Source organism: Streptomyces sp. NPDC021096 (assembly GCF_040641275.1).
In the GTDB taxonomy this organism is placed as follows: Bacteria; Actinomycetota; Actinomycetes; order Streptomycetales; family Streptomycetaceae; genus Streptomyces.
The window spans coordinates 1-25593 of record NZ_JBFADG010000042.1 but is presented as its reverse complement, the minus strand read 5'-3'; the positions used below and the strand labels follow the sequence as shown (position 1 = coordinate 25593).

Sequence of the window (25593 nt, the reverse complement as noted above, 5' to 3'; positions counted from 1 at the left end):
TGCGCAACGGCGAGTGCTCGCTGGCGCTGGCCGGCGGTGTGACGGTCCTGTCGACCCCCACCCCCTATCCCTCCCGGAGGACTCCTCATGGACTTCGCACAGCGCACCATCGACATCGCCCGCCGCAACGTCGAAGAGGGCGGCCGGCCGTTCGCGACCGTCATCGTCAAGGACGGCGAGATCCTGGCCGAGAGCCCGAACAAGGTCGCCCAGACGAACGACCCGACCGCACACGCGGAAATCCTCGCCATCCGTGAGGCATGCGTGAAGCTGGGCACCGAACATCTGACGGGCACCACCATCTACGTCCTGGCCCACCCCTGCCCGATGTGCCTGGGGTCCCTCTACTACTGCTCGCCGGACGAGGTCGTCTTCCTCACCACGCGCGACGCCTACGAGCCGCACTACGTCGACGACCGCAAGTACTTCGAGCTCGACACCTTCTACGACGAGTTCGCCAAGGACTACACCGAGCGGCGCCTGCCCATGCGCTACGAGGCCCGCGACGCAGCGGTCGAGGTCTACCGGGCCTGGCAGCGGCGCAACGGCGGCGAACGCCGCGTGGCCGGCGCCCCCCGCGACGAGCGCGGCTGAGACCTCAGTCCTGTTGGCGCTGGGTCACCGGAGCGTCGGTGCAGTCGCCGAGGAACTCGTACCAGCGGCGCCGCAGGCATACGTAGCGGGTGTCCGCTTCGACCAGGCGGAGGAACGAGGCGACCGATTCCTCCAGGCGGGTGTGGAGTCCCGGGTCGGAGAGGTCGCCGGTGTCGGTGAAGCCCTCGTGGGCCCTGGCGAGGCTGAACATGTCGGGGTAGACCCGCGTGCCCAGGTGTTCGAGGGGGACCCGCAGGGCCCACAGTCCGCGGTTGCCGCCGACGAGGGAGGGCGACGCGGAGACCAGCAGGGCGTGCTTGTCCTTGAAGGGCTGGGGCTGGACGCGGGAGACCCAGTCGATGGCGTTCTTCAGCACGCCCGGCACGGAGGCGTTGTACTCCGGGGAGGAGATGACGAAGGCATCGCACGCCGCGATCCGCTCGCTCAGCGCGAGCGCCCCCGCCGGGATGCCTTCGGCCGCCTCGGCGTCTCCGTCGTAGACCGGCATGGCGAATTCCCTCATATGGGCCAGGTCCGCGGCGGCACCCGCGCCACGGACGAGCCGCGTCACGAGCCCGGCCAGGCGCGCGTTGAGGGAATCCCCGCGCATCGCCGCCCCGAAGACCAGCACCCGCACGGCACCGTCCTCACCGGCGACCGCCATGGCACCCACCTCCTCGGCCTCATCCTGACCGCTCCGCCCGGCCGCCGCCACCGCACGGAAGGCCCCGGCATCCCATTTCCGGACGCCCTGGCGCGATCCGTTCCTTGACGGGGAATTCCCGCCGGTAAATCGTGTGATCGCCGCGCTTGCGAACGGGGGAGCGGCGCAGGTCAGCGGGGGTCTCCCGCTCTACCCACACGGCGTTTTCAAGGAGACGTTTCTTGTCCGGCGAGCAGCACTTACTGAAGGTCTACAGCGACCGCCCCTACGTCCACACCACCACCGTGCGCCATCAGGGCACCACGGTGGCCCTGGCCATGGACGACCGGCGGCGCCTCGTCTACACCGTCCTGGACCTGGCGCGGCACGACGAGAGCAAGGGAGAACTCGACGCCGCCTACTGGTCGGAGAACCCCCTCCCGCTGCGCTTCCCCTCCGAGATCACCGACGTGGGCTTCGCGGCCGTCGGCGCCACCGCGCTGCCGGCCGTCAAGCGCGGTGGCAGAGTGGAGGCGGCGTCCGGCGAGCGGCTGGACGAGGACGAGGTGGACCCCTTCCTGTCCACGACGGCCAGGCTCACCGCCCTCGCCCCCTTCCACGCCCTGTCCGACGGCACCCACATCGTCGTGCTGCGCCAGTCCGTGGGCGCCGATCACCCCGACGCGGTCCACAAGCTGGCCGGCGGCGCCTCCTCCGGCGACCCGGACCGTACGGACTACGCCAAGGACGGCGCGGGCGCGAAGGTGCCCCTCGTCGCCGACACCCTGCTCTGCGACCGCTTCCTGCTGGTGGGCGGCGAGCTGAAGCCGGTCCTCGAGGCCCGCTACCGCCGCAGCCGGCACAAGAGTCGCCCCGACTCGGCCAAGGACAGCCTGGGCACCACGGACATGGAAGGCCGCGCCTTCCACGAGCCGACCCAGGAACTGTCGTTCGTGCGCAGCCTCTCCGGCGGTCGCTTCGCCGCGCTGCTCGTCCCCACCGCCGTGCACGGGCAGCAGCGCTGGCAGATCTTCGCGCACAACGACGCCACCGGCCGCATCGACTCCTTCAACGTCGAGCAGGGCCGCGACGGGCTGTTCAACCTCCAGGGCACCCAGGCATGGACCAGCCCCGACGCCGCGTACCGCGACGCGGTGTACGAGAGCGGGCCCGGCACCTGCCCGTTCACCGGGCAGCCGCTCGTGCCCGTGGTGAGCACGGACGGGCACGCGGAGACCGCGCTGGCCTTCGGCGAGGGCGACGCCCACGTGCGCGTCCCGGAGGGGCCGGAGCTGGCGGGCCGCGACTTCACCGTCGAGTTCTGGGCGCGGCGCACGGCGACGGGCCGTCAGGAGTTCCTGGTCGGCCACGGAGACGAGTCGGGCAGCCCGCTCAAGTCCCTGCACATCGGCTTCCGTGAGGACGACCGCTTCACCTTCGCCTTCTACGCCGACGACCTCAACTCCGACAGTCCGGTCGCGGACACCGCCTGGCACCACTGGGCCTGCGTCTACGACCGCAAGGCACGCCGGCAGACCGTCTACCGCGACGGCGAGGAGGCCGGCAGCCGCACCACCGGCGGCGACTACGCCGGGACGGGCCCCCTGCTGCTGGGCCGCGCCCTCGGCCAGGGCGCCCGCGCCGAGCTGGACGAGGTACGGATCTGGGACCGCGCCCGCACCTCCGACGAGCTGAAGCGCGACAAGGGCGTCCGCCTCATCGGCAACGACCCCGGCCTCGTCGCGTACTACCGCTTCGACGAGGGTTCCGGCACCCGCCTGCACGACCAGACCGACCGCGCCCGCCACGGCGAGCTCGTCGGCGACCCGAAGTGGGTCACTTCCGAGGCGCCCATCGGCGACCACCCGGGCGTGCGTCGCGACAGCTTCGCCGTCGCCGGCCGGAAGACCGTCTCCGGCCTGTCCGCCGTCCTGTACCACCAGCAGGAGGAGACCGCCGTCGGCTACGGGCAGGAGCCCAAGCCGGCCAAGCGCCAGGCGCGCGTGCTCCTGTCGTACGCCACCTCCGGCCCCGACCCGAAGACCGGCGCCACCACCGACGAGGCCTACGCGGCGACCGTCGACTTCGGCGTCGGGCGCGACGGCCGCCTCGCCCAGGTGCCGGACGAGCTGGCGCTGCCGGTGCTGGCGGCGCCGGAGGCCAGCGGGGACGTCGAGGCGATCAGCCGGCTGGACGCCCAGGTGCGGGAGCTGGACCAGAAGGCCGCGGTCAAGGAGACCGAGATCGCGCGGCTGGCGCCGCAGACCGCGGACGCCCAGCAGGCGCGCGAGGAGCGCGACGCGCTCAAGGCCCGGCTGGACAACAACCCGCTGGCGTGGTTCTGGCGCGTGCGGTTCACACAGCAGCGCGACGGCCAGGATCTCTACCTCGCGGTGACGGGCCGCCTCGAGAACGGGGCCCCGCTGGTCAGGACCACGAACAAGGACGACGCCACCGCCGTGTGGCACTTCGTCGAGCACGGCGGCACCCACGACGGCTACCCCCTCTTCTTCATGATGAACGAGGCGGGCGAGCTCGACGTGCACGTCCGCGACGAGAGCCGGGACAACGGCGCCGAGCTGGTCCTGTGGGGCCGCAACATCAGAGGCTGGAACAGCCACTTCACCGTCCGCGACCTCGGCAACGGCCACACGGCCCTCGTCAACCGCTACAGCGGCAAGGCCATCAGCGCCATCGACCGCATCAACCGCGACCGGGTGGTCCAGTACGACCTCGGCACGGTCACCTCCAGCGGCGAGGGGGCGGTCGTCATGGAGCGGCTGCGGCCCCGCGGGTACGACTCCGAGATCCAGAGCCAGCACGACCGCCTCGCGCTCGCCGAGGCCCGCCTGCGCGAGGCCGACGCCGGCCAGGAGAAGATCAACCATCTTCAGCGCGAGCTGGCCGTCATCCAGGCCGAGCTGACCGCCAAGCGCGAGGAGCTCGCCCGTCTCACCGGCGGCCTCAAGGGCGCCGACGACATCGCCCTGCCGATGCCGCAGCTCTCCGTCGACCGGACCGGGCTCAGCTGCTCCGGCGCCCTGCTGGAGTTCGCCCGCGGCGCCGACCGCCCGTACTTGCTGGACAGCGCCACGGGCAGCGTCGTGCTGTACTTCCGCGGCGCCAACGGGCAGTTCTTCGCCACGTACTACGACACCCTCGTCTCCCGCGCCACCCGGCAGCTCGCGGGCCCCGACGGCACCGCGATGACCTTCGCCGCCCGCGACGCGGGCACCGACCTCGCCGGCCTGGACATCCTCATCATGGACGTCGGCGACGCCGGGCTGTGCGAGCTGACGATCCGGCGCGGCAAGGAGAGCGAGATCTGGCGGCGCCTGCCGCGCCGGGCCGCCGACTTCGCCGCCATCGTCAACGGCGCGGCGGGCCAGGCGTACGACTACGCGCAGCAGGCCGGGAGCAACCGCCCCGGTGTGCCGCTGTCCGCCGGGTCCCGGCTCCTGGTCGTCGACCCGGGCAAGGCGCAGGAGGTGCCGCTCGGCGCCGTGCCCGACCTCGTCACCGGCCACGGCCCCCGCTGGCGCGCGGACAAGCCGGGCCGGGCGTACGCCTTCGACGGGCGGCAGAGCGTCGTGTCCATGGAGCAGGGGCTGGACCGCGCCACCGTCACCGGCGACCTGACCATGGAAGCGTGGGTCAACCCGGAGCGGGTGCGAGGAGCGGCCCGCGTCGTCCACGCCAACACCGGCGACAGCCCCTTCGTGTTGGGCCTGCTGGCTCCGCCCGCCCCGCCCGTCACACCGGCGCTGTCGTTCGACGGCAAGGGCGCCATCGGCATGACCGAGACCTCCGTCGACCTGGCGGACACCGACTTCACGGTGGAGTTCTGGGCCCGGCGCCCCACGCCTCCGCAGGGGATTCCGCAGATCGTCGTCGGTCACGGCACCGACGGCACCGGTGAGGACCGTCGCTCGCTGCACATCGGCTTCCGCAAGGACGGCGTCTTCACTTTCGCGTTCTACGCCGACGACCTCGACACGCCGCAGAAGTACACGGACACCGGCTGGCACCACTGGGCGTGCACCTACCGCACGGCCACCCGTGAACAGATGATCTACCGGGACGGCGAGGAGGTCGCCCGGCGGATCGCAGGCGGCCACTACCGGGGGAACGGGCTCTTCAGCTTCGGCAGCTCCTTCGCCGGCTGGATCCCCGACTACGCGCGTGTCGACATGGACGAGGTCCGGCTGTGGCGCACCGCGCGCACCGCCGCCGAGGTCCGCGACCGGATGAACAAGCGGCTCACCGGTGACGAGCCGGGCCTGGAGGGCTACTGGCCCTACGCCGACCCGGCGCCGCAGGTGGCCGGGAAGCCGGGCGTCGCCGACCGTTCGCCCAAGGGCCGCAACGCCGCGTTCCGCAAGGGCTTCGTCACGGTGCCCGCCCCTGACGCGCTCGCCGAGGGCGAGGCCGGCTACCGCATCGTCGCCGCCGTCGGCAACCGCCTCACCGCCACCCGCGCGTCCTTCCCCCTGCGCGAGTGGACCCATCTGGCCGCCGCCTACGAGCAGTCGTGGGCGGTCGAGCTCGCCGACGGCGCGTACGCGGAGGCGCCCGACAACGACGCGCTCGACATCCCCGGCGACCTCACCGTCGAGGTCTTCTGCCGCGTCGACGCCCTCGGCACGGTGCAGGGCCTGCTCTCCAAGGGCCGTACCGCCGACGGCGCGGGCGGCAGCGTCCCGTACCGGCTGCTCGTCCTGCCCGACGGCAGGCTGGAGTTCGGCTTCGAGGAGCCGGACGGCAAGCTCGTACGGTTCGCCTCCACCGAGGCCCTCGGCGCGGGAACGTTCCACCGCCTCGCCGTCGTCCGCAAGAGCGGCCGCTCGATGCAGGAGCGCAAGGGCAGCAAGGAGATCACCGCGGCCGGTGCCGACGGCAAGCCCGTCAAGCAGACCGTGGAGCTCGTGGAGTCCGTCGACGTCCAGGAGTGGCAGGAGATCCGCTTCTTCATCGACGGCCGCGAGGCCGGCACCACCCGCTACGAGGGGCCCGGCGCCAAGGGCAACACCGGCACGCTCGACATCGGCCGCGCCCGGGACGGCCTGGAGACGCGCTCCTTCACCGGCGTCGTCTCCGAGGTCCGGCTGTGGAGCGTGGCCCGCGACGCGGCGCAGCTCGGCACGCCCGTCTCCGCGCGCGACCGCGGCCTGACCGCGCACTGGCGCTTCGAGGAGAACGCCGGCAACACCGCGGCCGATGCCACCGGCTCGCACCCCGCCCGGCTGCGCGGTGCCCGCTGGACCCGTAACCCCGACCCGCGCGGCAGCCTCTTCCGTATCTACCGCAACGGCGTCTCCGTGGCCTGCGACCCGCTGGAGAGCGACGACTTCGCCGGCTACGGCGACGCCCAGCTCTCCCTCGGCGCCCGGCTCAAGGACGGCAAGGCCGACCAGCCCTTCCACGGCGTCCTCGAGGAGGTGCGGATCTGGCGCACCGCCCGCACCCAGGAGCAGGTGCTCGACAACCTCTTCACCCGCCTCAAGGGCGAGAAGGAGGACCTGATCGCCTACTGGTCCTTCGACCGGGCCTCCACCGACGAGTCGGCGAACGTCGTCCGGGACGAGGGCCTGCGCGGCAACGACCTGACGCTGCACGACGCGCCCCGCCGTCCCTCCCCCGTCCTGTCCACCGCGCCCGTCTCCAGCGACACCGCGCAGGTCCGCTCGGCGCTCGCCGCGATGCGCACCCCGTTCCACGAGACGGTCTCCGGCGCACCGGCCGTCGCCGAGTACGCGGACATGCAGTACACCGCCAAGGGCGAGGCGTTCGGCGTCCTGAAGCGGGCGTACGGCTATCTGCGGGACGGCCGCTGGTACCTGGTCACCGGCTACAAGGTCGGCGACCTGGTGAGCGAGTGGGTCAGCCAGGTGCAGTTCGACCCGCAGCTGGTCGGCTACGTCGAGGGCGCGCCGCCGGTGCCGTCGGAGAACCTCACACCCAACACGATCGACCCCGACCGTGCGACGTACGACAGCGTCGCGTCGGTGGAGCTCACCCAGGCGGAGGAGGTCGTCCACTCACTGTCGTCGGCCAAGGAGCGCAGCGTCGACGCGGCGTTCGACTTCGCCCTCTCCAACGAGGTCGACGTCGACATGTGGATGATCGCCGCACCGCTGGGCTTCGGCGTCGCCAAGTCGATGGCGAAGGCCAAGGTGTCGGTGGGCGTGCGCGGCAGCCTGGAGTTCTCCAACAGCTGGGCCGACGAGACCGCCGTCTCGCAGGGCGAGAACACCGCCCGGGCCATGAAGGTCGATCTGTCGGGCAGCTGGGAGGACCCGCTCAAGCCGCTCAACCCCTCCGTCGGTCGCCGCTACGTCCCCGTCAACACGGGCTTCGCGGTCGTCCAGTCCCAGACGGCCGACGTCTTCGCGCTGCGGCTGGCGCACAGCGGCACCCTGGTCGCCTACCGCATCCAGCCCAACCCGGACATCCCCAAGGACTGGAACGTCGTCCCCTTCCCGCTCAACCCCCGCTACACCAAGCAGGGCACCCTGGACGGCACGGTCGGCTTCGACGAGCGCGGCAGGGTCCTCGACCCCGACTACGCGGGCGCCCGCGAGCGCGGCGAGTACAGCTACTACAAGCCGCGCGAGGCGTACGCGATCAAGCGGCGCATCCAGCGTGACCAGCAGCGGCTGCGCAGCTACTACGAGACGGTCTCCACCGACACCGGCACGCCCGATCCCACGGCCGAACGGGCCGGCCGCGTCCTCGGCGGCGCGATCGGCGGGGACACCGCGCCCGGCAAGGGCCGCGACACGGCGGGCAACGCGACCGGCGACGGCTTCTCGCGCCGTGACCTGGTCAACACCTATGTGTGGACGGCGGACGGCGGGTTCTTCGCCGAGACGACGGAGACGACCGACGTCGTCAGCGAGACGACTTCAGGTTCGTACTCGATGTCCGGTTCGGTGGGCGCCTCCGTCGGTACCTCCTTCGACGTCATGGGCGTGGGCATCAACGCCCAGCTGGACGCCTCGGTCGGCGGCGGCATGACCGTCACGCGGGCGCGCGGCAAGGAGGCCACCCGCTCGTTCGGGCTGAACGTCGTCTGCTCGCCGTCCGGCAACGTCCAGCAGTACGACGCCAACCGCAAGCCGGTCTTCGACGCCGACGGCAAGCCCGTCAACGCGCCGGGCAAGGTGGACGCGTACCGGTTCCTCAGCTTCTACCTGGGCGAGGACACCGAGCACTTCGACACCTTCTTCCACAAGGTCGTCGACCCGGCCTGGCTGGAGGGCGGCACCGACCCGAACGCCGCCGCCCTGCGCCAGGCCCGCCAGTCGGACCGCAAGCCGCCGTGCTGGCGGGTGATGCACCGCGTCACCTTCGTCAGTCGGCTCCTGCCGCCCGTGGCGGCCGCCGACGCCGCGCCCCTGGAGCGGGCGATGCGGCAGCTCGACGTGGAGAGCAACTACGAGCTCGTCCGCCGCCTCGACCCGTACGTCAAGGGCGCGGCCACGTCACTGCCCGAGCTCTCCCAGGCGGTGCGCACCGCCCTGGCGACGCACCTGCCGGAGCTGAGCCCGCACGCGGATCACGTGATCGGCTTCCTCGCGCAGTACTACGGCGTGGAGGGCTGATCGCGCGGGTGCCCGGGCCGGGGTCCTTCCCCGGCCCGGGCGCCTCACGCCATCTCGGCTTCCCGGGTGGTCTTGGTCCAGCCGGTCTGCCCGCGCACCATGCGGAAGAGAGCGGACCAGGCGCAGAGGAACGACATGTAGTTCATGACGACGAAGGAGTGGCCGAGCATCAGGGCCCGCAGGACGCCCACGGCCCGGTCCCGGCGCAGATAGGCGCAGGAGGTGACGAGGGCGGGTGCGAAGGTGAGCAGGTACCAGGCGGCCAGGTTCGCCGGCCACTTCAGGCGGCCGGCGTTGATCGCGGCGGCGCGCGGGCCGTGCAGGACCTGGACGTTGGGGCTGCGGACGAACCAGATCAGGCAGTACTGGAAGAGGATCGACCAGGGCAGGTCCAGTACCCAGGGCACCAGTAGGTAGGAGAACATCTCCAGGGCGGCCAGGTGCCGCATCCGGGGCGCGCGCCATATCTCGCCCATCCGTCTGATGGCGGTCATGTGGCCCTGGTACCAGCGGGTCCGCTGCCGGACGAGCCGCCGTAGGTCGCTCACTCCCTGCTGGTCCACGGAGGCGTGGGCGGTGGTGCGCAGCCGCCAGCCGCGTACGGCGAGGCTGATGGCCAGGTCCAGGTCCTCGGTCAGCGACCGCGACCAGGGGCGTTCGCCCAGTCCGTCGAGCGCGGTGAGCCGGGTGAACTGCCCGTTGCCGCCGAGGCTGACGGTCGAGGTGAGGTTGCGGCCGAACTGGGTGACGGCGGCCATGGCCCAGAACTGGTAGTCCTGGAACCAGGTCAGGAAGTTTCCGCGGCGGTTGCGGATGCGGACGCCGAGCTGCACTCCGCCGACGCGGGGGTCGTCGAAGAGCGGCAGGACGTGGCTCAGCGCCCGGTCCGAGAGCCGGCCGTCCGCGTCCATCACGCACACGATCGTCCCGGCGGGGTCCTGGCCGCGTGCCGCGACGCGCTCCCGGATGAGGCCGATGCCGTGGTTGAGGGCCTCGCCCTTGCCCTGCCGGGCGTTCGGCGGCTCGCGGCGCAGCACGACGACCTCGCCCGGCCGTCCCGCCGCGCGTGCCTCCTCGCCGGCGCGTTGGGCTTCCCGTCCGGTGGCGTCGTCGGAGCCGTCGTCGATGACCACGACCGTGGTGCGCGGTCCGAGCAGCCCGGCGACCGTCGTGCCGATCACGGACTCCTCGTTGAGGCAGGGGATGAGGGCGTACAGATGGCGGCGGTCGCGGCGGCCGAGGTGCGGGCTGCCGTACGCGGTGTCGCCCTGGACGCGTAACGCGGCTTTCTGGCGGCGCAGTTCGAAGAGTCCCGCGCCCATGGCGAGGGCGAGATAGCCCGCGGACATGCCGATGACGGCGTAGCCGATGGTGTCGACGGTCTTCAGCAGTGCGCGCCTCACCGGTGGACCTCCCTCGTCCGATCCCGCCATGAGGGCGGCCCTACAGGAATCGCCGGGTCCGGATACCGGGGGCCGGGCACCGCCGGAGCACCGCTCCTCCACCCCGGGTCCGGCGCCGTCCACCGCGTTCCGGCCAGGCGGCGCTGCACCTCCCGCCCCAGGGCGAAGCCCACGGGCAGCGCCGCCGCCCCGACCACCGCCAGCAGCGCGCCGCGGCCGGCCGCCGCGCCTCCTCCCCCACGGGCCGCCGCCATGCCGCCGAGCAGCGGCCAGGTGAATCCCGTGTACATAGGGAGCAGATACCTCCGGGCAGGGGAATGAGCGCATCCGGTATGTGCGGGGGAAAGCCCGACCACTCTTGCTCAGGAAAGGGCCGGTGACCAGACCCCACGGCGGCCGGAAAGGGGCGTCGGGAGGTGGTTTCGCGCCGAACGCGCATGTGCCGCTATTCCCCGATCTCCAGGCGCACCAAGGGATTTCCACCCAGCAAATATGATCACGGCCGGGATCCGGCCAATCATTCCGAATCAGGCCCATTGCACGTTGCGCGATCCCGGCGTTAACTTCGTCGGCGGACCCCGTGCCATGCCACGAGCGGCATGCACCCCTTTCAACTTCCCTGCTTTTGCGCGATCTTTCGCACTGCAATGCGATGGGCGGTCGATTCTGCGCGCCGCCATTTAAATGGCGGACGGAAAAGGAATTCACGCGCGAGGGCGCGTTGCCGGGGGCGCCGAATCCATGCACCTCCTCCGATCAGACAGGAGTACACGCATGACCACCTCAACGAGCACCGGAACCGGGCCGCAGCCCGCGGGCCTGGCCGAAGGCGCCATCGCCACGGTGGCGGGCAACGGCGTGGCCGGGTTCATCTCCGACGGGGGACCGGGCGCGCTGACCAGGGTCAACTACCCCAACAGCGTGGCCATGGACAAGAACGGCAACCTCTACATCGCCGACACCAACAACCACCGGGTCCGCAAGGTCACCCCGAACGGCATCATCACCACCATCGCGGGTGACGGAACCGCCGGCTACATCTCCGACGGCGGACCGGCTGTCGCCACCCGCCTCAACAGCCCCGTCGACGTGACACTCGACGACGCGGGCAATCTCTACATCGCCGACGCCGGCAACCACCGGATCCGCAAGGTGACCCCGAACGGCATCATCACCACCGTCGCGGGCAACGGAAACGCCGGCTACATCTCCGACGGCGGACCCGCCATCGCCACCCCGCTCCACACCCCGTACGCCGTGGCTGTGGACCACGGCGGAAATCTGTACATCGCGGACTACAACAACCACCGCATCCGCAAGGTCACCCCCAACGGCAACATCACCACCATCGCGGGCAACGGCACCGCCGGCTACGTCTCCGACGGCGGCCCGGCCATCGCGACCCGGCTCTACTACCCCATCGGGCTGGCCGTGGACGCCGCCGGCAATGTCTACATCTCCGACCGGCACAACCACCGCATCCGCAAGGTCACCCCCAACGGCATCATCACCACCGTCGCGGGCAATGGCACCGCCGGCTACGTCTCCGACGGCGGCCCGGCGATAGGCACCCGGCTCCACTACCCCTGGGGGCTGGCTCTGGACGAGGCCGGCAACCTCTACATCGGCGACGGCCACAACCACCGGATCCGCAAGGTCACCTCGGACGGCAACATCACCACCATCGCGGGCAACGGAACCGCCGGATATGTCGACGACGGCGGACCCGCCGCGGGCACGCGCCTCTTCTACCCCTATGGAATCGCGCTGGACCGGGCCGGCAACCTGTACGTCGCCGACACCCACAACCACCGGGTCCGCGGCATCACGGGGGTGGCCCAGATGACCCCGCCGCTCCCGCCGGCCGCCGACCTCTACGGAGAGGTCGTCAGCCCGTACCGGGTGCAGCGCGGGCAGGAGTTCGACCTCGGCGCGCGGATCAGGAGCCGCGGTCCGAACACGGCCGACGGCCAGCAGGTGACCGTGGTGCTCACCCTGGCCGACGGCCTGGTCGGCGGCCCCGGCAGCACGGGACGGCGGCTCACCCGCACGTTCACCGGACAGCAGCTCATCCCGTACCAGGGGACCTTGGACGGCGTCTTCCGGGTGATCGCCCCGGACAACACGCCCGCCGGCACGTACGAGTCCACGCTGGAGATCCAGTACGGCGGGGACCTGAACCTGAAGGACAACACGTACGCCCTGCCCGTCACGGTCGTCGTGCCCTCCCCCGTCGCGGACGAGACGGCATTGACGATCTATCAGGACACGATTCCGGACGTCGCCCCGGGCCAGCGGTCCACCTTCATCATGCGCTACACCTCACCGGCCGGGCAGCCGGTCAACCCTGGCACCATCGTCCAGCGCTTCACCGCCCCGACGTCCTTCATCTTCGCCGGGCAGCCCACGTACGCGTACTACGAGGCCCTCGACGGCATCGTCACCGGAAGCCTCGACTACCGGATCGAGGACGACGGCCGGACCCTGATCATCACCGCCAACCCGCACGTCAACACCACCACCAGCGACAGCGGCTCGGTGATCTACACGATCCCCGTCCAGGCCCGCATCAACGCGCTGCCCGGGCAGTACGACAACGGCTCGGCCAGCATCGGCCGGCACACCCCGGTCCAGATCTCCGGCAAGATCACCAGCAAGGCACAGGACGAGACCGCGCTGCGCGTGGTGCAGGCGTCGGTACCCGCGGCGGCACCGGGCCAGACCGCCAAGTTCAACCTGGAGTTCCGCTCGTTCGACAACCAGCCGGTCAACCCCGGCACCATCGAGCAGCGGATCACCGCACCGACCGGTTTCGAGTTCACCGGCGCCGCCTCCTACGGCTACTACAACACCAAGCCGTACGTCACGGGGAACCTCGACACCCGCCTCGAGGACAACGGCAAGACGCTCGTCATCCAGTCCAACCCGCACCTGAACACCGGCACCACGGACAAGACCTCCCTGATCCACACGATCGTGCTCAAGGCCCTGCCGGGCGCGACACCGGGCACCCAGTCCACCGACGGCCGGGCCGTCATCGGCCGCCTCGCACCCGTGCCGCTGACCGGCCGCGTCCTGTGACCGGTGTGAACAGCGGGCACGAAGGTTCGTAGGACAGCGCACAGGGTCCCGTCCGGCCTCCTCGGCCGGGCGGGACCCGTGTCGATCCAGCGAGAGGCGCTTATGGACGTGACAGCAACCAAAGACGACGTCGCGGGGCCGGCAGCATCGGCTTTAGGGACCACCATCACCACCGTGGCCGGCATCGGCACCGCCGGGTTCGGCGGCGACGGCGGACCCGCCACCGCGGCCGGTCTTCGTTCCCCCTACGGCGTGGCCCTCGACGGCGCCGGTTCCCTCTACATCGCCGACTACCAGAACCATCGCGTGCGCAAGGTGGGCCCGGACGGGGTGATCACCACCGTGGCCGGTGACGGGTCCAAGGGGTACGGCGGTGACGGCGGGCCCGCCACCGCGGCCGGTCTCAGGGATCCCGCCGGCGTGGCACTGGACGGCCGGGGCAACCTCTACATCGCGGACCGTTTCAACCAGCGGGTGCGCAGGGTGGGCCCCGACGGGATCATCACCACCGTGGCCGGCGACGGAACCGCCGCGTTCGGCGGCGACGGCGGGCCCGCGACCGCCGCCTCGCTGAACTTCCCTCACGCCCTGGTGGTCGACGGCGTCGGCAATCTCTACATCGCGGACGACTACAACCACCGGGTGCGCAAGGTGGGCACGGACGGCGTCATCGCCACCGTGGCCGGCGACGGCGCCGAGGGCTTCGGCGGCGACGGCGGGCCCGCCACCGCGGCCTCGCTGCACTTTCCCCACGCCCTGGCGATCGACAGTGCCGGCAACCTCTACATCGCGGACCGGTACAACTACCGGGTGCGGAGGGTGGCCCCGGACGGGATCATCACCACGGTGGCCGGTACCGGTGACATCGGCTTCGGCGGCGACGGCGGACCCGCCACCGCGGCGGTCCTCGACCTGCCGCAGTGCCTGGCGGTGGACGGCGACGACAACCTCTACATCACCGATTACGGCAACGAGCGGGTGCGGCGGGTCGATGCCGACGGGATCATCAGCACGGTCGCCGGCGACGGGAGCAAAGGATACGACGGCGACGGCGGCCCCGCCCTTCTGGCCCGCCTCGACCAGCCCCTCGGCATCGCGGTTGACGGCGACGGCGGGCTGTACATCGGCGACTTCGGCAACCACCGGGTCCGCAAGGTGAGCGGCGGAACACCGCGACGTGCGTAACCCCTACCCCGCCGGATCGGGCCGCAGCGAGCGCCAGATCCGGTCGGGGAGGATGCGTTCGGCCTGCTTCAGGTCGATGTCATAGGTGCTGGACAGCCAGCGGCGCGCTGCCTCCTCGATCGGTCCCATGACGAGCACTTCGAGCATGGGAGCGGGAAGGTCCGCCACCTCGCCGGCGGCGATGCGAGGACCCAGCCACTGGGCGACGGCCTCGAACTTGGCCGCCTTGGCGGCGCGGATCTCCTCGGCGTGGGCGGCGAGATAGCCGGAGTAGGCGGAGGCGTGGAGGAACAGGGCGACGTCCCGGCGCTCCACCGTGAAGCGCAGATAGCTCTGGACGAGCGCGCGGATGCCGGTACGGGCGGTGCGCGTGCGGCCCACCGGCGCGAACACCGTGTCGCACAGCTGCTCGAGGCAGCGGATGTAGAGGCCGGCGGCGAGACCGTCGAAGCTGCCGAAGTGGTGGTAGAGGCTGCCGAGGCTCACCCCGCTGGCCGTGGTGACCGCGTTGACGGTGAAGCCCTGCTGGCCGGACGACGCGTACACCTGCAGCGCGGCGGTCAGGAGCTGGTCGACGGTCGCCTCGCCGCGTTGCTGCTTAGGAGACATCGTGCGTCCCCCTCATGATTCCGTTCGGCATGCCGATCAGCCTAGAACAGAAGTGGTGGTCCATCCGCTCGGGCGGCAACAGAAGTGGAGCAAGCTTATAGAAAATTGTTCTAGAGCTGGCTATGGTGCTCGGCATGACGAACCGTCACGCACCCCACTCGTTACCCTCAACGTCCCTACCCGACACCGGGAACGGGAGATGAGTACCGGCCGGACACCCGCCCGGCTCCTGCGCGCGAAGGCGGCGGTCCTCGCCGTCACGGCTGCCCTGCTCATGCTGGGCGCGCCGTCCGCGCAAGCCGATGACCCCGTCCCGCCGCCGATGAGCGACGGCTTCGGGCTGACCCAGGTCGGCGCCGCCACCGGCACCCCCACCAATTTCGTGATCACCGTGAAGACGGACCAGGTCTCCGGGCCGCACCGCATCCGGATCCTGCTGCCCAAGGACTACGCGACCCAGCCCGCCAAGCGCTATCCGGTGTTCTACTTCCTGCACGGCGCGTCCGACGACCCGGGCAACCCGATGGTGGCCTACCCCGCGCTGACCGCGGCCCAGTCGATGATCACGGTCATCCCGGACGGGGGCCGCAGAGGCTGGTACACCAACTGGCTCGACCAGACGACCGCCGCCGGGGCGCAGAACTGGGAGACCTTCCACATCAACCAGGTGATCCCCTTCATCGACGCCAACCTGCGCACCCTCGCGTCCAAGCGGACGCGGGCCGTCGGCGGCCTCTCGATGGGGGGCTTCGGGGCCCTGCACTACGCCCAGCGGCATCCGGACCTGTTCAGCCAGGTCGCCTCGCTCTCCGGCGCCAACGAGCTCTCGACGAACCACGCCGTCATGCGCGCCGCCGTCGTGGCCACGCTGACCAACATCGGCGCCGCGCTCTGCGGCACGTCCGCCCCCACCTGCAACCTCAACTACGGGCCCCCGGTGTCCAGCGACGCGATCTTCGGCACCCCCTATCCGATTCTCTGGCAGGACTGGCGCTGGAACGAGGCGGACCCGGTCGCGCACATGGACGCGCTGGCCGGCATGGGCGTCTCGATCTACACGGGCACCGGCGCCGGCAACCCGGCCGAACCGGAGTTCTGGGTCGAGTCGGCGTCCCGACACGCCAAGGAACGCATGGACGCCCTCAAGTACCCCTACCACTACGTCAACTACGGCGACGGCGCCGGCTGGGGCAGCAACTGCAAGGGCGGTCACACCTACGGCTGCTGGGCGCAGGACCTGGTGGACTTCGTTCCCCGCCTGGAGGCGGCGTTCGCCTCCCAGCAGGTCTCGCCTCCCGCGAAGACCCGATAGGAACGGACATCCCGTCCCGTCCCCTGTCGCCCGGCGGTCGCCGGGCGACAGGGGACGCTCACGCTCCGGCCTCGAAGCCCACCACGCGGTACGCCGCCTCGGCCCGTACGACCGCCTCCTGACGGTCGTCGCCCACGGCGAGGACGTATCCCTGCCGTGCGCCCGAGCCTGTCAGCGGGCCCAGCCGCCGGCCCGGCCGGGCGGAGACGCGCACGTCCACCACGCCCGGCAGCGACCGTGCCGCGTCCGGGTCGCCCACGGCGCGCACGACCGTGTTCTCGTGGGCGAAGAAACGGATCGCCGCGCCGCCCGCGGCCGGTGCGCCGCGTACGGGACCGGAGGCGTCGAGCATGGCCGCGGCGGTGGCCGCCGCCAGGCGGACCCCGGTGACCAGCTCCACCATCTGCCAGATCTGGTCGCCGCCGAAGCGGGTCTGCGTCTCGATGACGACGGGCGTGCCGTCCTCCCGGATCATGATCTCGGTGTGCGCGGGTCCCCATCGGTGGCCCAGTGCGTCCAGCAGCCCGGTGACCGTGGCCGTCACCGCCTCGGTCACGGCAGGCGCCAGGTCCGCGGGCAGCTGGTGTCCGGTCTCGACGAAGGAGGGCGGGCCGCAGGTGATCTTCTCGGTGACGGTGAGGACCTCGTGCTCGCCGTCGAGGGTGAGCGTCTCCACGCTCACCTCCCGTCCGGTCGCGTATTCCTCGGCGATCACCGGCAGTCCGCCCGCGGAGGCGTGCTCCCAGGCGCGGGCCAGCTCGTCGGCGTCCCGGACCAGGGCCACGCCGCGGCTGCCGGAGCCGTCGGCGGGTTTGAGGATCACGGGGGCGTCCAGGGCGGCCTGGAAGGCGGCGGCGTCGGCGGGGCCGTGGCAGGTGCGGTGGGCGACGGACGGCAGCCCGTGCTCGTCGAGCAGGTCCCGCATGCGCGCCTTGTCCCGGCTGCGGGCCACGGCCTCGACGGGGTTGTGGGCGATGCCCAGGCGCTCGCCGATCCGGGACGCCGTCAGCAGGTGCGGCTCGGCGAAGGAGAGCACGGCGTCGAACGGGGCGGCTCCGTGCTCGTGCAGGAAGACGGCGGTCGACTCGGCGAGCCCGGGACCCAGCGCGTCGTGCGCGACGAGGGTGTCGGCGCGGCGTGTCTGCAGCTCACTGAGGTTCGCGCGTTCCTGTACGAGGGTGATGCGGGCGTCGAGTCCGGCGAGGGAGGCGAAGCCGGAGTCCTTGCCGCCGACGACCAGCAGGTGGGGGCGGTCGGTGCGGGCCGGTGCGCTCTCTGTCCGCGCCAGGTCGCTCATGCCGTGGCGGCGGAGAAGAAGTCGACGAGGAGCATGTCCCGGATGCCGCGGTCGACTCCGGCGGCGGGCCGGATCGCCGAGACGTCGTGCAGGACGCGGCGGTCGTCGAGGACGATCGCCTCCCAGGGCTCGGTGAGCAGCGCCCGGTGGACGGCCTGCCCTTGGAGGTCGTAGAGGCAGGACTCGGCGCCCTCCACGTCCTGTCGGCGGATCAGCACCTGGCCGACGTAGGCGTGTCCGTCCTGGTGGACGCCCTCCGGGGCGGGGCGGCCCTCGGCGTCCGCGGTGGCGGTGACGCGGATCTGGTGGACGCCGCAGGTGTCGATGCCGTCGGCGGGGCCGGGGAGGCGCTCGCGGAGGGTGCGGACGACCGCGCGCAGTGCCGCGCCGTTCGCGACGGCGTCGGTCATCGGGGCGAACAGGCGGTCCACTCCGCCGTTGACCTTGTTCACCGCCTTGTCCTGGAAGAACGCGGCGTGGGGCAGCCGCTCGAGGCCGTCGCCGTGCAGCCGGAAGGAGCTGTAGCGGCGGAAGCGGTAGGGGGTGTCGGTGCCCAGGTAGGCGTCGGGCGGCAGGTCGTCCCAGGAGGCGGTGAACTCCTCGACGCTCGCCGCGGGGATCCGGCCGAGCGCGGTGGCCAGCGGGTCCGGGCCGAAGTGGGCGAAGGGCTGCGGCTCGGGGGACGCGGCGGGCCGGTCCGCCGCGAGCGATGGCACTGAAGTCATGGTGTCCTTGCCTTCGTACAGGTCCTGGTCGGGCCCATCATGATCGACAGAGGGGGCCGGGACGGCTCCGGCCAGGGCGTCGTATCCTCGCCATGCATATGTATGGGGGATGAACGAATATGGCAAAGCAGGACGCACGGGAGATTGAGCCGGACCGGCTGGGGGACATCGAGCACCGCGTCTACGCGCACGCCGTCCGGACGTTGGAATTCCGGCTGGGGGACGTCTGCGCCGCGCAAGGCCTCGCGCCGAAGGAGGCGCGGGCGGCGGTCGAACGGCTGCTGAGGATGCGGCTGTTGCGCCATGCGCCGGGTGAGCCGGACGCCTACGCGGCGGTGCCGCCGGACAGCGCCGAGATGCTGCTGCTGACCCCGCTGATCGAGGACCTGGCGCAGCGCCGGCAGACCATCGGCGACGTGCGGGAGGAGTTGGCGCGGCTGGTGCCGCTGTACGAGCAGGGGGTGACGAACCGGCTGCGCCGGCACAGCGTCGAGGTGCTGGCCGGCCCGGACACCGTCCGCGAGGCGATAGCGGCCCTGTCGGCCGAGGCCACCGGCGAGGTCCTGCTCTCGCAGCCGGGCGGCGCGCTGCCCGCGGAGGCGCTCAGGGACTCGCTCGACCGCGCGGAGCGGGTCCTGGCGCGCGGGGTGCGGGTGCGCGCCCTCTATCAGCACACCGCCCGGTTCAGCAGGCACACCGTCGGCTACGTCGAGTACGTGACGAAGCGGGGCGCACAGGTCCGTACCGTCGGCGACGGCTTCATGCGTGCCCTGGTCTTCGACCGGGCCACGGCGCTGCTTCCCCTCCAGGAGGGTGCGCCGGGCGCCGTCGTGGTGCGGGAGCCGAACGTCGTCGGCTTCGTGGCGGAGGCCTTCGAGCGGGCCTGGACGGGGGCCTCGCCCTTTCCCACGGACTATGTGCGGGAGCAGGTGCTGGCCGTCTCCGAGGACCTCAAGCAGATCATCGCGCGGTTGCTGGTGGACGGCCACGAGGACAAGGTCATCGCGCGCCGTCTGGGCATGTCGCAGCGCACCTGTCAGCGTCACATCTCGGAGATCATGACGCGGCTGGGTGCCCGCAACCGTCTGCACGCGGGCTATCTGCTGCACCGGAACGGGGTGTTGCCCCGTCAGGAGCCCTCCGAGGAGGCCACCGCCACCCGCTCCGACGACCTGCGGTCCGGCCCGCCGACGCCCTTGTGATCAGGGCCGGACCGGCGGCCCCGGATGATCCGCATCATGGGGAGTTCGACGGCCCGGTAGAGGATCCAGGCGACGAGGGCGGCCGCGCACAGGTAGCCGAGGAAGAATCCGGCGTTCGCCCAGACCGGCAGGGCCCGGTCCGGCCGGGAGATCAGGCCCAGATCGGCCAGCCACGGCCGCAGGTGGTCCCGCGTGTTCAGCACGAACAGCATGTGGACCGCGTAGAAGCAGAAGGAGATCTGACCCAGGAACACCATGCGCGGCCCGCCGAACGGCGTCCGCTTCCCGGCGAGGTCCGCGCTCGCCAGGGCGGCGATCAGCAGCGCGAAGGGGATGAGCATGCCGGCCGCACGCTGGAGGTAGGGCGCGAGTTCCCGGTTCAGGACGAACCCCACGGCGCAGACGGCCAGGGCGAGGGGCACGCCAGGCCCCGACCAGGCGTTCCTGCGCACCAGCAGCGCGATGATCATGCCGAGGGCGAACTCGGTCAGGCGCATGGGCGGGAAGACGTACGTGAACCAGTACATGAACTGGTTGTCGAAGCCGTCCAGCGAGACGACCATCGCCGGCTCGGGCGTGCGCAGCGTGAGGACCCGGCCGGCGAGCGCGGGCACCACGACGGTCAGCACCACGCAGGCGACGGCGGCGAGGCGCAGGGTCCGGGTGCTCGCGCGCGACAGCAGCACCAGCAGTGCCGGGAAGCACAGGTAGAAGAAGGCCTCGCAGCTCAGCGACCACATGACCGGGTTGAGGCCGAAGATGTAGGACTGGTCCGGAATCCACGACTGGGCCATGAACGCGTGCGCCAGGACGGCGCCCCAACTGGGCACGATGCGGGCCGAGACGTAGAACAGCACGACGGCCAGGAGCGTGGCGACGACGTACACCGGATAGATCTTCGCGAACCGCCGCCGCCAGAAGTGGCGCGCCGGGCGGTCCTGGGGCGTGGACCAGGTCAGCACGAATCCGCTGAGGATGAAGAAGAACGACACACCGATGAATCCGGTGCGGAACAGGCTGTGCATTCCGCGATCGACCGCAGCGGGCTCACGGGCGCCGACGTCCGTCCCCAGCTGCATTGCCGTGAAATGGAGACCGAAAACCAGAAAGGCCGCGACCCAGCGGGCCCCGGTCAGGGACGGAAGCGTCTCACGCCCCGGAGTGCCGGCCGCTCGCCCGCTGTCCTTGGCGGTGGTACTTCGCAATGAACGCCCTCCGACAGTCGCGGACTTCGCTGTCCGGCATGCCGAAGACCGTACCGTCGATCGCCACGGGCCACCACCACGCGTACCGAAGTGGAATGGCGCCGTGGCAGCCGCCCGCCGGATGCCGGGCGGCTGTCGTATCCCGTCGCGTCGCGGGCGGCGGGTACGGGTCACTCCACGCGCACGTCCGGCACGTAGTGAATCCACTTGCCGCCGGCTTCGCGGAATGCGGCCTCCTTGCGGAGGATTTCCTCCTGGTGGTTCCAGGCGAGCAGCAGCGCGTAGTCGGGATAGGGGTCGGCGAAGGCTTCCGGGCCGCGGATCGGGATATGCGTGCCCGGGGTGAGCCGCCCCTGCTTTTCGGGGGTGGAGTCGCTGATGAAGGAGACCAGGTCGGGGCCGATTCCGCAGTAGTTGAGCAGGGTGGTGCTCTTGGCGGTGGCGCCGTAGCCGACCACGCGCTTGCCCTGTGCGCGCAGTTCGCGCAGGAGGGTCACCAGGGAATCGCCGAGGTCGCGCACCGCGTCGGCGAAGCGGGAGAGCGTGGCCGGTTCCGTCAGTCCCTGCGCGGCCTCCTCGGCCAGCAGTTGCGTCACCGCGGGGCTGACGGGTCGCGCGCCGGTGTGGGCGAGGGTGCAGCGCAGCTCGCCCCCGTGCACAGCAAGGAGCTCCACGTCGACCAGCTCGAGGCCGAACCGGGCGGCCATGTCCCGCACGGAACGGGCCGTGAAGAAGAAGATGTGCTCGTCGTAGATCTGGTCGAAGGAGGCGCGTTCGACGATGTCGCCGAAGTACGGGTCCTCGAAGACGAAGACGCCGTCCGGGGCGAGCAGGTTCTTGATGCCGCGCAGGATGGAGTCCAGGAAGTCGATGTGCGAGAAGGTGTTGGCGGCGAAGATGACGTCGGCCGGCCCGTCCTGGGCGAGGACGTCGGCCGCGAGGTTCTCGTCGAAGAACTCGCTGCGCACCCGGATGCCGTTGGCCCTGCCGACCTCGGCGACGTCCCCGCACGGCTCCACGCCGAGGTGGCGCACGCCGGCCTTGGCGATCGTGTGCAGCATGATGCCGTCGTTGCTGCCCAGTTCGACGATGAACGGGTCGGTGCCGGTCAGGTCCTGGGCGAGGAACCGCCGGGCCAGCGCCTCGAAGTGGGCCCGCATGACGGACGATCCCGACGAGCGGTACGGGTAGCCCTGGTGGAACATCTGGTCGTGCTGGACGTCGTCGACCAGCTGGACCATGGTGCACGCCTCGCACATGGCGACGGCGAGCCGGAAGCGGAAGGACGCGGCGTCGTCGTCGGGGTCCTGGGGTGAGACGAACGCGTTGCCCATGGGCTGTGCGCCCAGGTCGACGAATTCGCTCAGTGTGCCGCCACAGATACGGCAGACCGGCATGTCGGACATGAAGGCTCCTCAGTTCGGTGGCTTTGCGGGGGTGTGCGGGCCCCTCAGTGGTGGTGCGGGCGCTTGGCGGCGGCCACGACGGCCGGCCCGTGCTCGCGCAGGAATTCCGTGAGGGCGTCCTGCCATGGCCGGTTCAACCGTCGGACGTGCGGGGGAAGGCGCACGGAGGTGAGCGGGGTGGAGGGCGGCCGCGCCGGGCCGCCCGCGGGGCCGGCGCCGGCCGCCGGCCGGGGCAGCGCGGGGAGGCCGGCGCCGACGACCGCGGCCCGTGCCAGGTCGTACCAGGTCGCGCTGCCCTCGTTGACCACGTGGTACGGCCCGCCGTCGACGCCGGCGGCCAGCATCTCGACGACCGTCCGGGCCAGGTCCACGGTGTAGGTGGGCGACATGACGAGGGTGTCCACCACGTCGGCGCGCTCCCCGGCGGCGGCGCGCCGCAGGATCCGTTCGACGAAGCCGGCCCTGCGGCGGGCGCTGGGTGCCGGCGGGCCGAAGAGGGCGGCGGTGCGGACCACCAGGTGCCGGGGGTCCGCGTGCAGCGTCTCGAGCTCCCCCGCGAGCTTGGACACTCCGTACGTGAGGACGGGGCGGGGCGCCGCCCTCTCGTCGTAGGGGCCCTCCCCCGTGCCGTCGAAGACGTAGTCGGTGCTGATGTAGACGCAGCGGGCCCCCGTATCGGCGCAGGCCCGGGCGACCCACCGGGCGCCCAGCGCGTTGACGCCGTACGCGCCGGCCGGGTCGGCCTCGCAGGGGTCCACGCCGGTGAAGACGGCGGCGTTGACGACGACGTCCGGCCGTGCGGCGCGGACCAGTCGTGCCACGTCGGCGGGCCGGGTCACGTCCGCCCGGTCGCGTCCCGCCCGTACGACGGAGGCGATCCGGGGGTCGGCCCCGGCGACGTCGGCGACGGCCGAGCCGAGCAGGCCCTCGGCCCCCAGGACCAGCCACCGTCGCGGGGCGCGGACCGGGACGCGTTCAGCCACGGCGCTCGGCGATCACGTGCCAGACCGGCATCGTCGCCTTGCCGAACTCGTCGAGCGCCAGGCCGTCGAGCCGGTGGCTGTCGGGGTCGGCGTCCGGGTACTCCGACTTGATCATGGCGCGGATGTCGTCGACGCCGAGCGAGCTGGCGTAGGCGGCCTCCTCGACGGACACCACGTTCCAGATGCTCCCCACGACGTCGCGCAGGCTGCGGGCGCTGTGCCGGTGCGGTCCGGGGAAGGGCGCTTCGAGTTCCTCGGCGAAGGCGAACATGTGCAGCAGGGCCCCCGGCCGGCAGGCCTCGTGCAGCACGGCGAGGTACGGCCGGCGCTGGTCCTCGGCCAGCGAGTGGTAGCAGGCGCTGTCGAGGACGGTGCCGAAGCGGCCCTCATAGCCCGAGAGCCGGGTGGCGTCGCCGACGACGAAGTCGACGTCCACGCCCTTGGCCACGGCACGCCGGCGTGCCTCCCGCACCGCGGTCTCGGACACGTCGACCGCGGTGACGCGGTGTCCCCGCGCGGCCAGGAAGGTCGCGTTGTCCCCGAGCCCGCAGCCGACGTCGAGGACGTCCCCGTGGACCATCCCCGCCTCGTGGACGGCGACCAGGGCCGGCTGGGGCCGGCCGATGTCCCAGGGCTGGACGGGCGGCGCCTTCGCCTCGCCCGCGTACATGCTTTCGAAGTCGTACCGGTCGGGTATGTGGGCCGAGGAAAACGAGGAAGATGTCATGGGTTCTCCTGCGCTCGGAGCGTGGACGGGGCGGGCTGCGCGGCTCAGGACGACGGCGGTCGCACCGACAGGCCGTGGTGGAACACGTCGCGGGGGTCCCAGGCCGCCTTCACGGCCTGGAGTGCCGGGTAGTTGTCCTTGTAATAGAGCTCGTGCCAGGGCACGCCGGAGGTGTTGTGCGCCGGGTCGGCGAGGTCGACGTCCGGGTAGTTGATGTAGGACCCGTCGGCGAGGTCACCGGGCACCGGCACCCCGCCGGTCGCGGCGTACAGCTCGCCGTAGAGGCCCCGCAGCCACGCGATGTGCCGCTCGTCCTCCGCGGGGTCGCCCCAGGCCGCCGAGTAGGCGGCCTTGATCACCGAGTCGCGCTGCACCGACGCGGTGTCCGCCGGCGCCACCGCGTTGATCGCGCCGCCGTAGCCGTTGAGCATCATCAGCGATTCGCGCCCGAAGTAGTCCTCGCCGGTGAACCACCGGTGGAGGGTGGCGATCTGCTCGTCGGTGTGGACGTCGCGCAGATAGGCGGCCTTGGTCTTGATCCGCGACCCCAGGACGGGGCCCGAGTCGCCCTGGCCCATGTAGCGGCTGGCGGTCAGCCACGGCAGGTGGTTGCGCAGCACGAACGGCGTGACGCCGGTCCCCTCGTCGACGGCGGCCAGGAACGCGTCCAGCTTCGCCTCGGCGTCGGGTGCCGTGGAGTCCATCTGCACGAACATCGTCAGTCCGCCGCCCGAGCGGTGCCTGACCCACAGCGACGCGAACAGCCCGGCGAACGGCGAGTCGACGCCGCTGTGGGCGACGTGCCAGGCCATGAAGTTCCGCACGATCCTGGTGAACGCCGGGAGGTCGCACTGCTCCCAGGACCAGGTGACCATCGCGATCAGCAGCGAGGCGGGCGGCTTGGGCAGCAGCTCCCCGGGGTCCGTGCCCGACGCGCCCGGGGAGCGCATCCAGAAGCGGGTCACGATGCCGAAGTTGCCTCCGCCGCCGCCGGTGTGCGCCCACCACAGCGCCCGGTCGGGGTCGTGCGGCTCACGGGTGGCGATCGTGGTGCGGACCGTGCCCGTCTCATCGACGTGCACCACTTCCACCGCGTACAGGTGGTCGGCGACCAGGCCGTGCAGCCGCGACAGCGGGCCGTACCCGCCGCCGGAGATGTGGCCGCCCACGCCGACCGCGGTGCACACGCCGGCGGGCAGGGTGACACCCCAGTTCCGGTAGAGCGCCTTGTAGACGTGGCCGACGGTCGCGCCCGCCTCGATCACGACGGCGCCCATCTCCGGGTCGAAGTACACGTCCGACATCAGCGACAGATCGATGACGACCTTGACCGCGGGGTCGGCGACGAACGCCTCCGGGCAGTGTCCGCCGCTGCGCACGGCGACCCGCTTGCCGTCGGCCAGGGCGCGGCGCAGCGCGTCCACGACCTGCCCGGTGTCGTGGACCAGCTCGACGTGGTCGGGCCGGCCGACGAAGCGGTAGTTGTCGCCGCGCACCAGCTCGCCGTAGCGGTGGTCGTCGGGCCCGACGACCACCGCGTCCGGCACCGGGGGGGCAACACGGGTGAGCGCGTGGGCCGGGGGGGGGTCGACGGGGGGGGGGGGGGGGCGGCACCGG

General features: G+C 71.6%; 17 protein-coding genes. 6 read left to right on the top strand and 11 right to left on the bottom strand.

The window, feature by feature from the left end; genetic code table 11:
* The first annotated feature begins 87 nt into the window (after nt 1–87).
* Complete coding sequence (locus AB0G59_RS28620; RefSeq protein ID WP_360917524.1) at nt 88–594, top strand: nucleoside deaminase; 507 nt, start codon at nt 88–90, stop codon at nt 592–594.
* Between the two features lie 4 nt (nt 595–598).
* On the opposite strand, the gene AB0G59_RS28615 is transcribed toward AB0G59_RS28620, so the two are convergent.
* Entirely contained in the window at nt 599–1258 is a 660-nt protein-coding gene (locus tag AB0G59_RS28615) for an NAD(P)H-dependent oxidoreductase (RefSeq protein ID WP_360917521.1), read from the bottom strand.
* 221 nt (nt 1259–1479) lie between these two features.
* Between AB0G59_RS28615 and AB0G59_RS28610 the strand changes: the two genes are divergently transcribed.
* Nucleotides 1480–8841: a LamG-like jellyroll fold domain-containing protein gene (locus tag AB0G59_RS28610; protein ID WP_360917518.1), complete on the top strand. Its 7362-nt coding sequence runs from the start codon at nt 1480–1482 to the stop codon at nt 8839–8841.
* 44 nt (nt 8842–8885) lie between these two features.
* On the opposite strand, the gene AB0G59_RS28605 is transcribed toward AB0G59_RS28610, so the two are convergent.
* Together AB0G59_RS28605 and AB0G59_RS28600 are read right to left on the bottom strand one after the other, a co-directional pair.
* On the bottom strand, nt 8886–10244 hold the full coding sequence (locus AB0G59_RS28605) for a glycosyltransferase (RefSeq protein WP_360917515.1): 1359 nt from the start codon (nt 10242–10244) through the stop codon (nt 8886–8888).
* On the bottom strand, nt 10241–10534 hold the full coding sequence (locus tag AB0G59_RS28600) for a hypothetical protein (protein ID WP_360917512.1): 294 nt from the start codon (nt 10532–10534) through the stop codon (nt 10241–10243). Before AB0G59_RS28600 ends, AB0G59_RS28605 begins: the two co-directional genes overlap by 4 nt.
* Before the next feature lie 484 nt (nt 10535–11018).
* Here AB0G59_RS28600 and AB0G59_RS28595 point away from each other — a divergent pair, with 484 nt between their 5' ends.
* A complete protein-coding gene (locus AB0G59_RS28595; protein ID WP_360917509.1) occupies nt 11019–13325 on the top strand; it encodes an NHL repeat-containing protein in 2307 nt (768 codons plus the stop codon).
* Between the two features lie 108 nt (nt 13326–13433).
* The gene (locus AB0G59_RS28590) at nt 13434–14510 is read left to right on the top strand and encodes an NHL repeat-containing protein (protein WP_360917506.1); all 1077 of its coding nucleotides are present in this window, start codon (nt 13434–13436) and stop codon (nt 14508–14510) included.
* Nucleotides 14511–14513: 3 nt separating this feature from the next.
* On the opposite strand, the gene AB0G59_RS28585 is transcribed toward AB0G59_RS28590, so the two are convergent.
* A complete protein-coding gene (locus tag AB0G59_RS28585) occupies nt 14514–15119 on the bottom strand; it encodes a TetR/AcrR family transcriptional regulator (protein ID WP_360917503.1) in 606 nt (201 codons plus the stop codon).
* A gap of 199 nt (nt 15120–15318) precedes the next feature.
* On the opposite strand from AB0G59_RS28585, the gene AB0G59_RS28580 reads away from it, so the two are divergent.
* Entirely contained in the window at nt 15319–16431 is a 1113-nt protein-coding gene (locus AB0G59_RS28580; RefSeq protein WP_360917500.1) for an alpha/beta fold hydrolase, read from the top strand.
* A gap of 58 nt (nt 16432–16489) precedes the next feature.
* Here AB0G59_RS28580 and AB0G59_RS28575 read toward each other — a convergent pair whose 3' ends face one another.
* Together AB0G59_RS28575 and AB0G59_RS28570 are read right to left on the bottom strand one after the other, a co-directional pair.
* Entirely contained in the window at nt 16490–17728 is a 1239-nt protein-coding gene (locus AB0G59_RS28575) for an ATP-grasp domain-containing protein (RefSeq protein WP_360917497.1), read from the bottom strand.
* Complete coding sequence (locus tag AB0G59_RS28570) at nt 17725–18453, bottom strand: 2OG-Fe dioxygenase family protein (RefSeq protein WP_360917494.1); 729 nt, start codon at nt 18451–18453, stop codon at nt 17725–17727. The genes AB0G59_RS28575 and AB0G59_RS28570 overlap by 4 nt, the downstream gene beginning before the upstream one ends.
* Nucleotides 18454–18572: 119 nt before the next feature.
* On the opposite strand from AB0G59_RS28570, the gene AB0G59_RS28565 reads away from it, so the two are divergent.
* Nucleotides 18573–19655, top strand: a complete 1083-nt coding sequence (locus AB0G59_RS28565) for a LuxR C-terminal-related transcriptional regulator (RefSeq protein WP_360917491.1) — start codon at nt 18573–18575, stop codon at nt 19653–19655.
* Here the strand turns inward: AB0G59_RS28565 and AB0G59_RS28560 are convergent.
* The 5 genes from AB0G59_RS28560 to AB0G59_RS28540 all read right to left on the bottom strand — a co-directional run bounded on the left by AB0G59_RS28560 (nt 19583) and on the right by AB0G59_RS28540 (nt 25523).
* The gene (locus AB0G59_RS28560) at nt 19583–20734 is read right to left on the bottom strand and encodes an acyltransferase (protein ID WP_360917488.1); all 1152 of its coding nucleotides are present in this window, start codon (nt 20732–20734) and stop codon (nt 19583–19585) included. The genes AB0G59_RS28565 and AB0G59_RS28560 overlap by 73 nt on opposite strands.
* 296 nt (nt 20735–21030) lie before the next feature.
* Entirely contained in the window at nt 21031–22257 is a 1227-nt protein-coding gene (locus AB0G59_RS28555; protein ID WP_360917526.1) for a class I SAM-dependent methyltransferase, read from the bottom strand.
* A gap of 53 nt (nt 22258–22310) precedes the next feature.
* On the bottom strand, nt 22311–23249 hold the full coding sequence (locus tag AB0G59_RS28550; protein WP_360917485.1) for an NAD(P)-dependent oxidoreductase: 939 nt from the start codon (nt 23247–23249) through the stop codon (nt 22311–22313).
* A complete protein-coding gene (locus AB0G59_RS28545; protein ID WP_360917482.1) occupies nt 23242–23976 on the bottom strand; it encodes a class I SAM-dependent methyltransferase in 735 nt (244 codons plus the stop codon). Before AB0G59_RS28545 ends, AB0G59_RS28550 begins: the two co-directional genes overlap by 8 nt.
* A gap of 44 nt (nt 23977–24020) precedes the next feature.
* Entirely contained in the window at nt 24021–25523 is a 1503-nt protein-coding gene (locus AB0G59_RS28540) for an FAD-binding oxidoreductase (RefSeq protein WP_360917479.1), read from the bottom strand.
* Between the last annotated feature and the right edge of the window lie 70 nt (nt 25524–25593).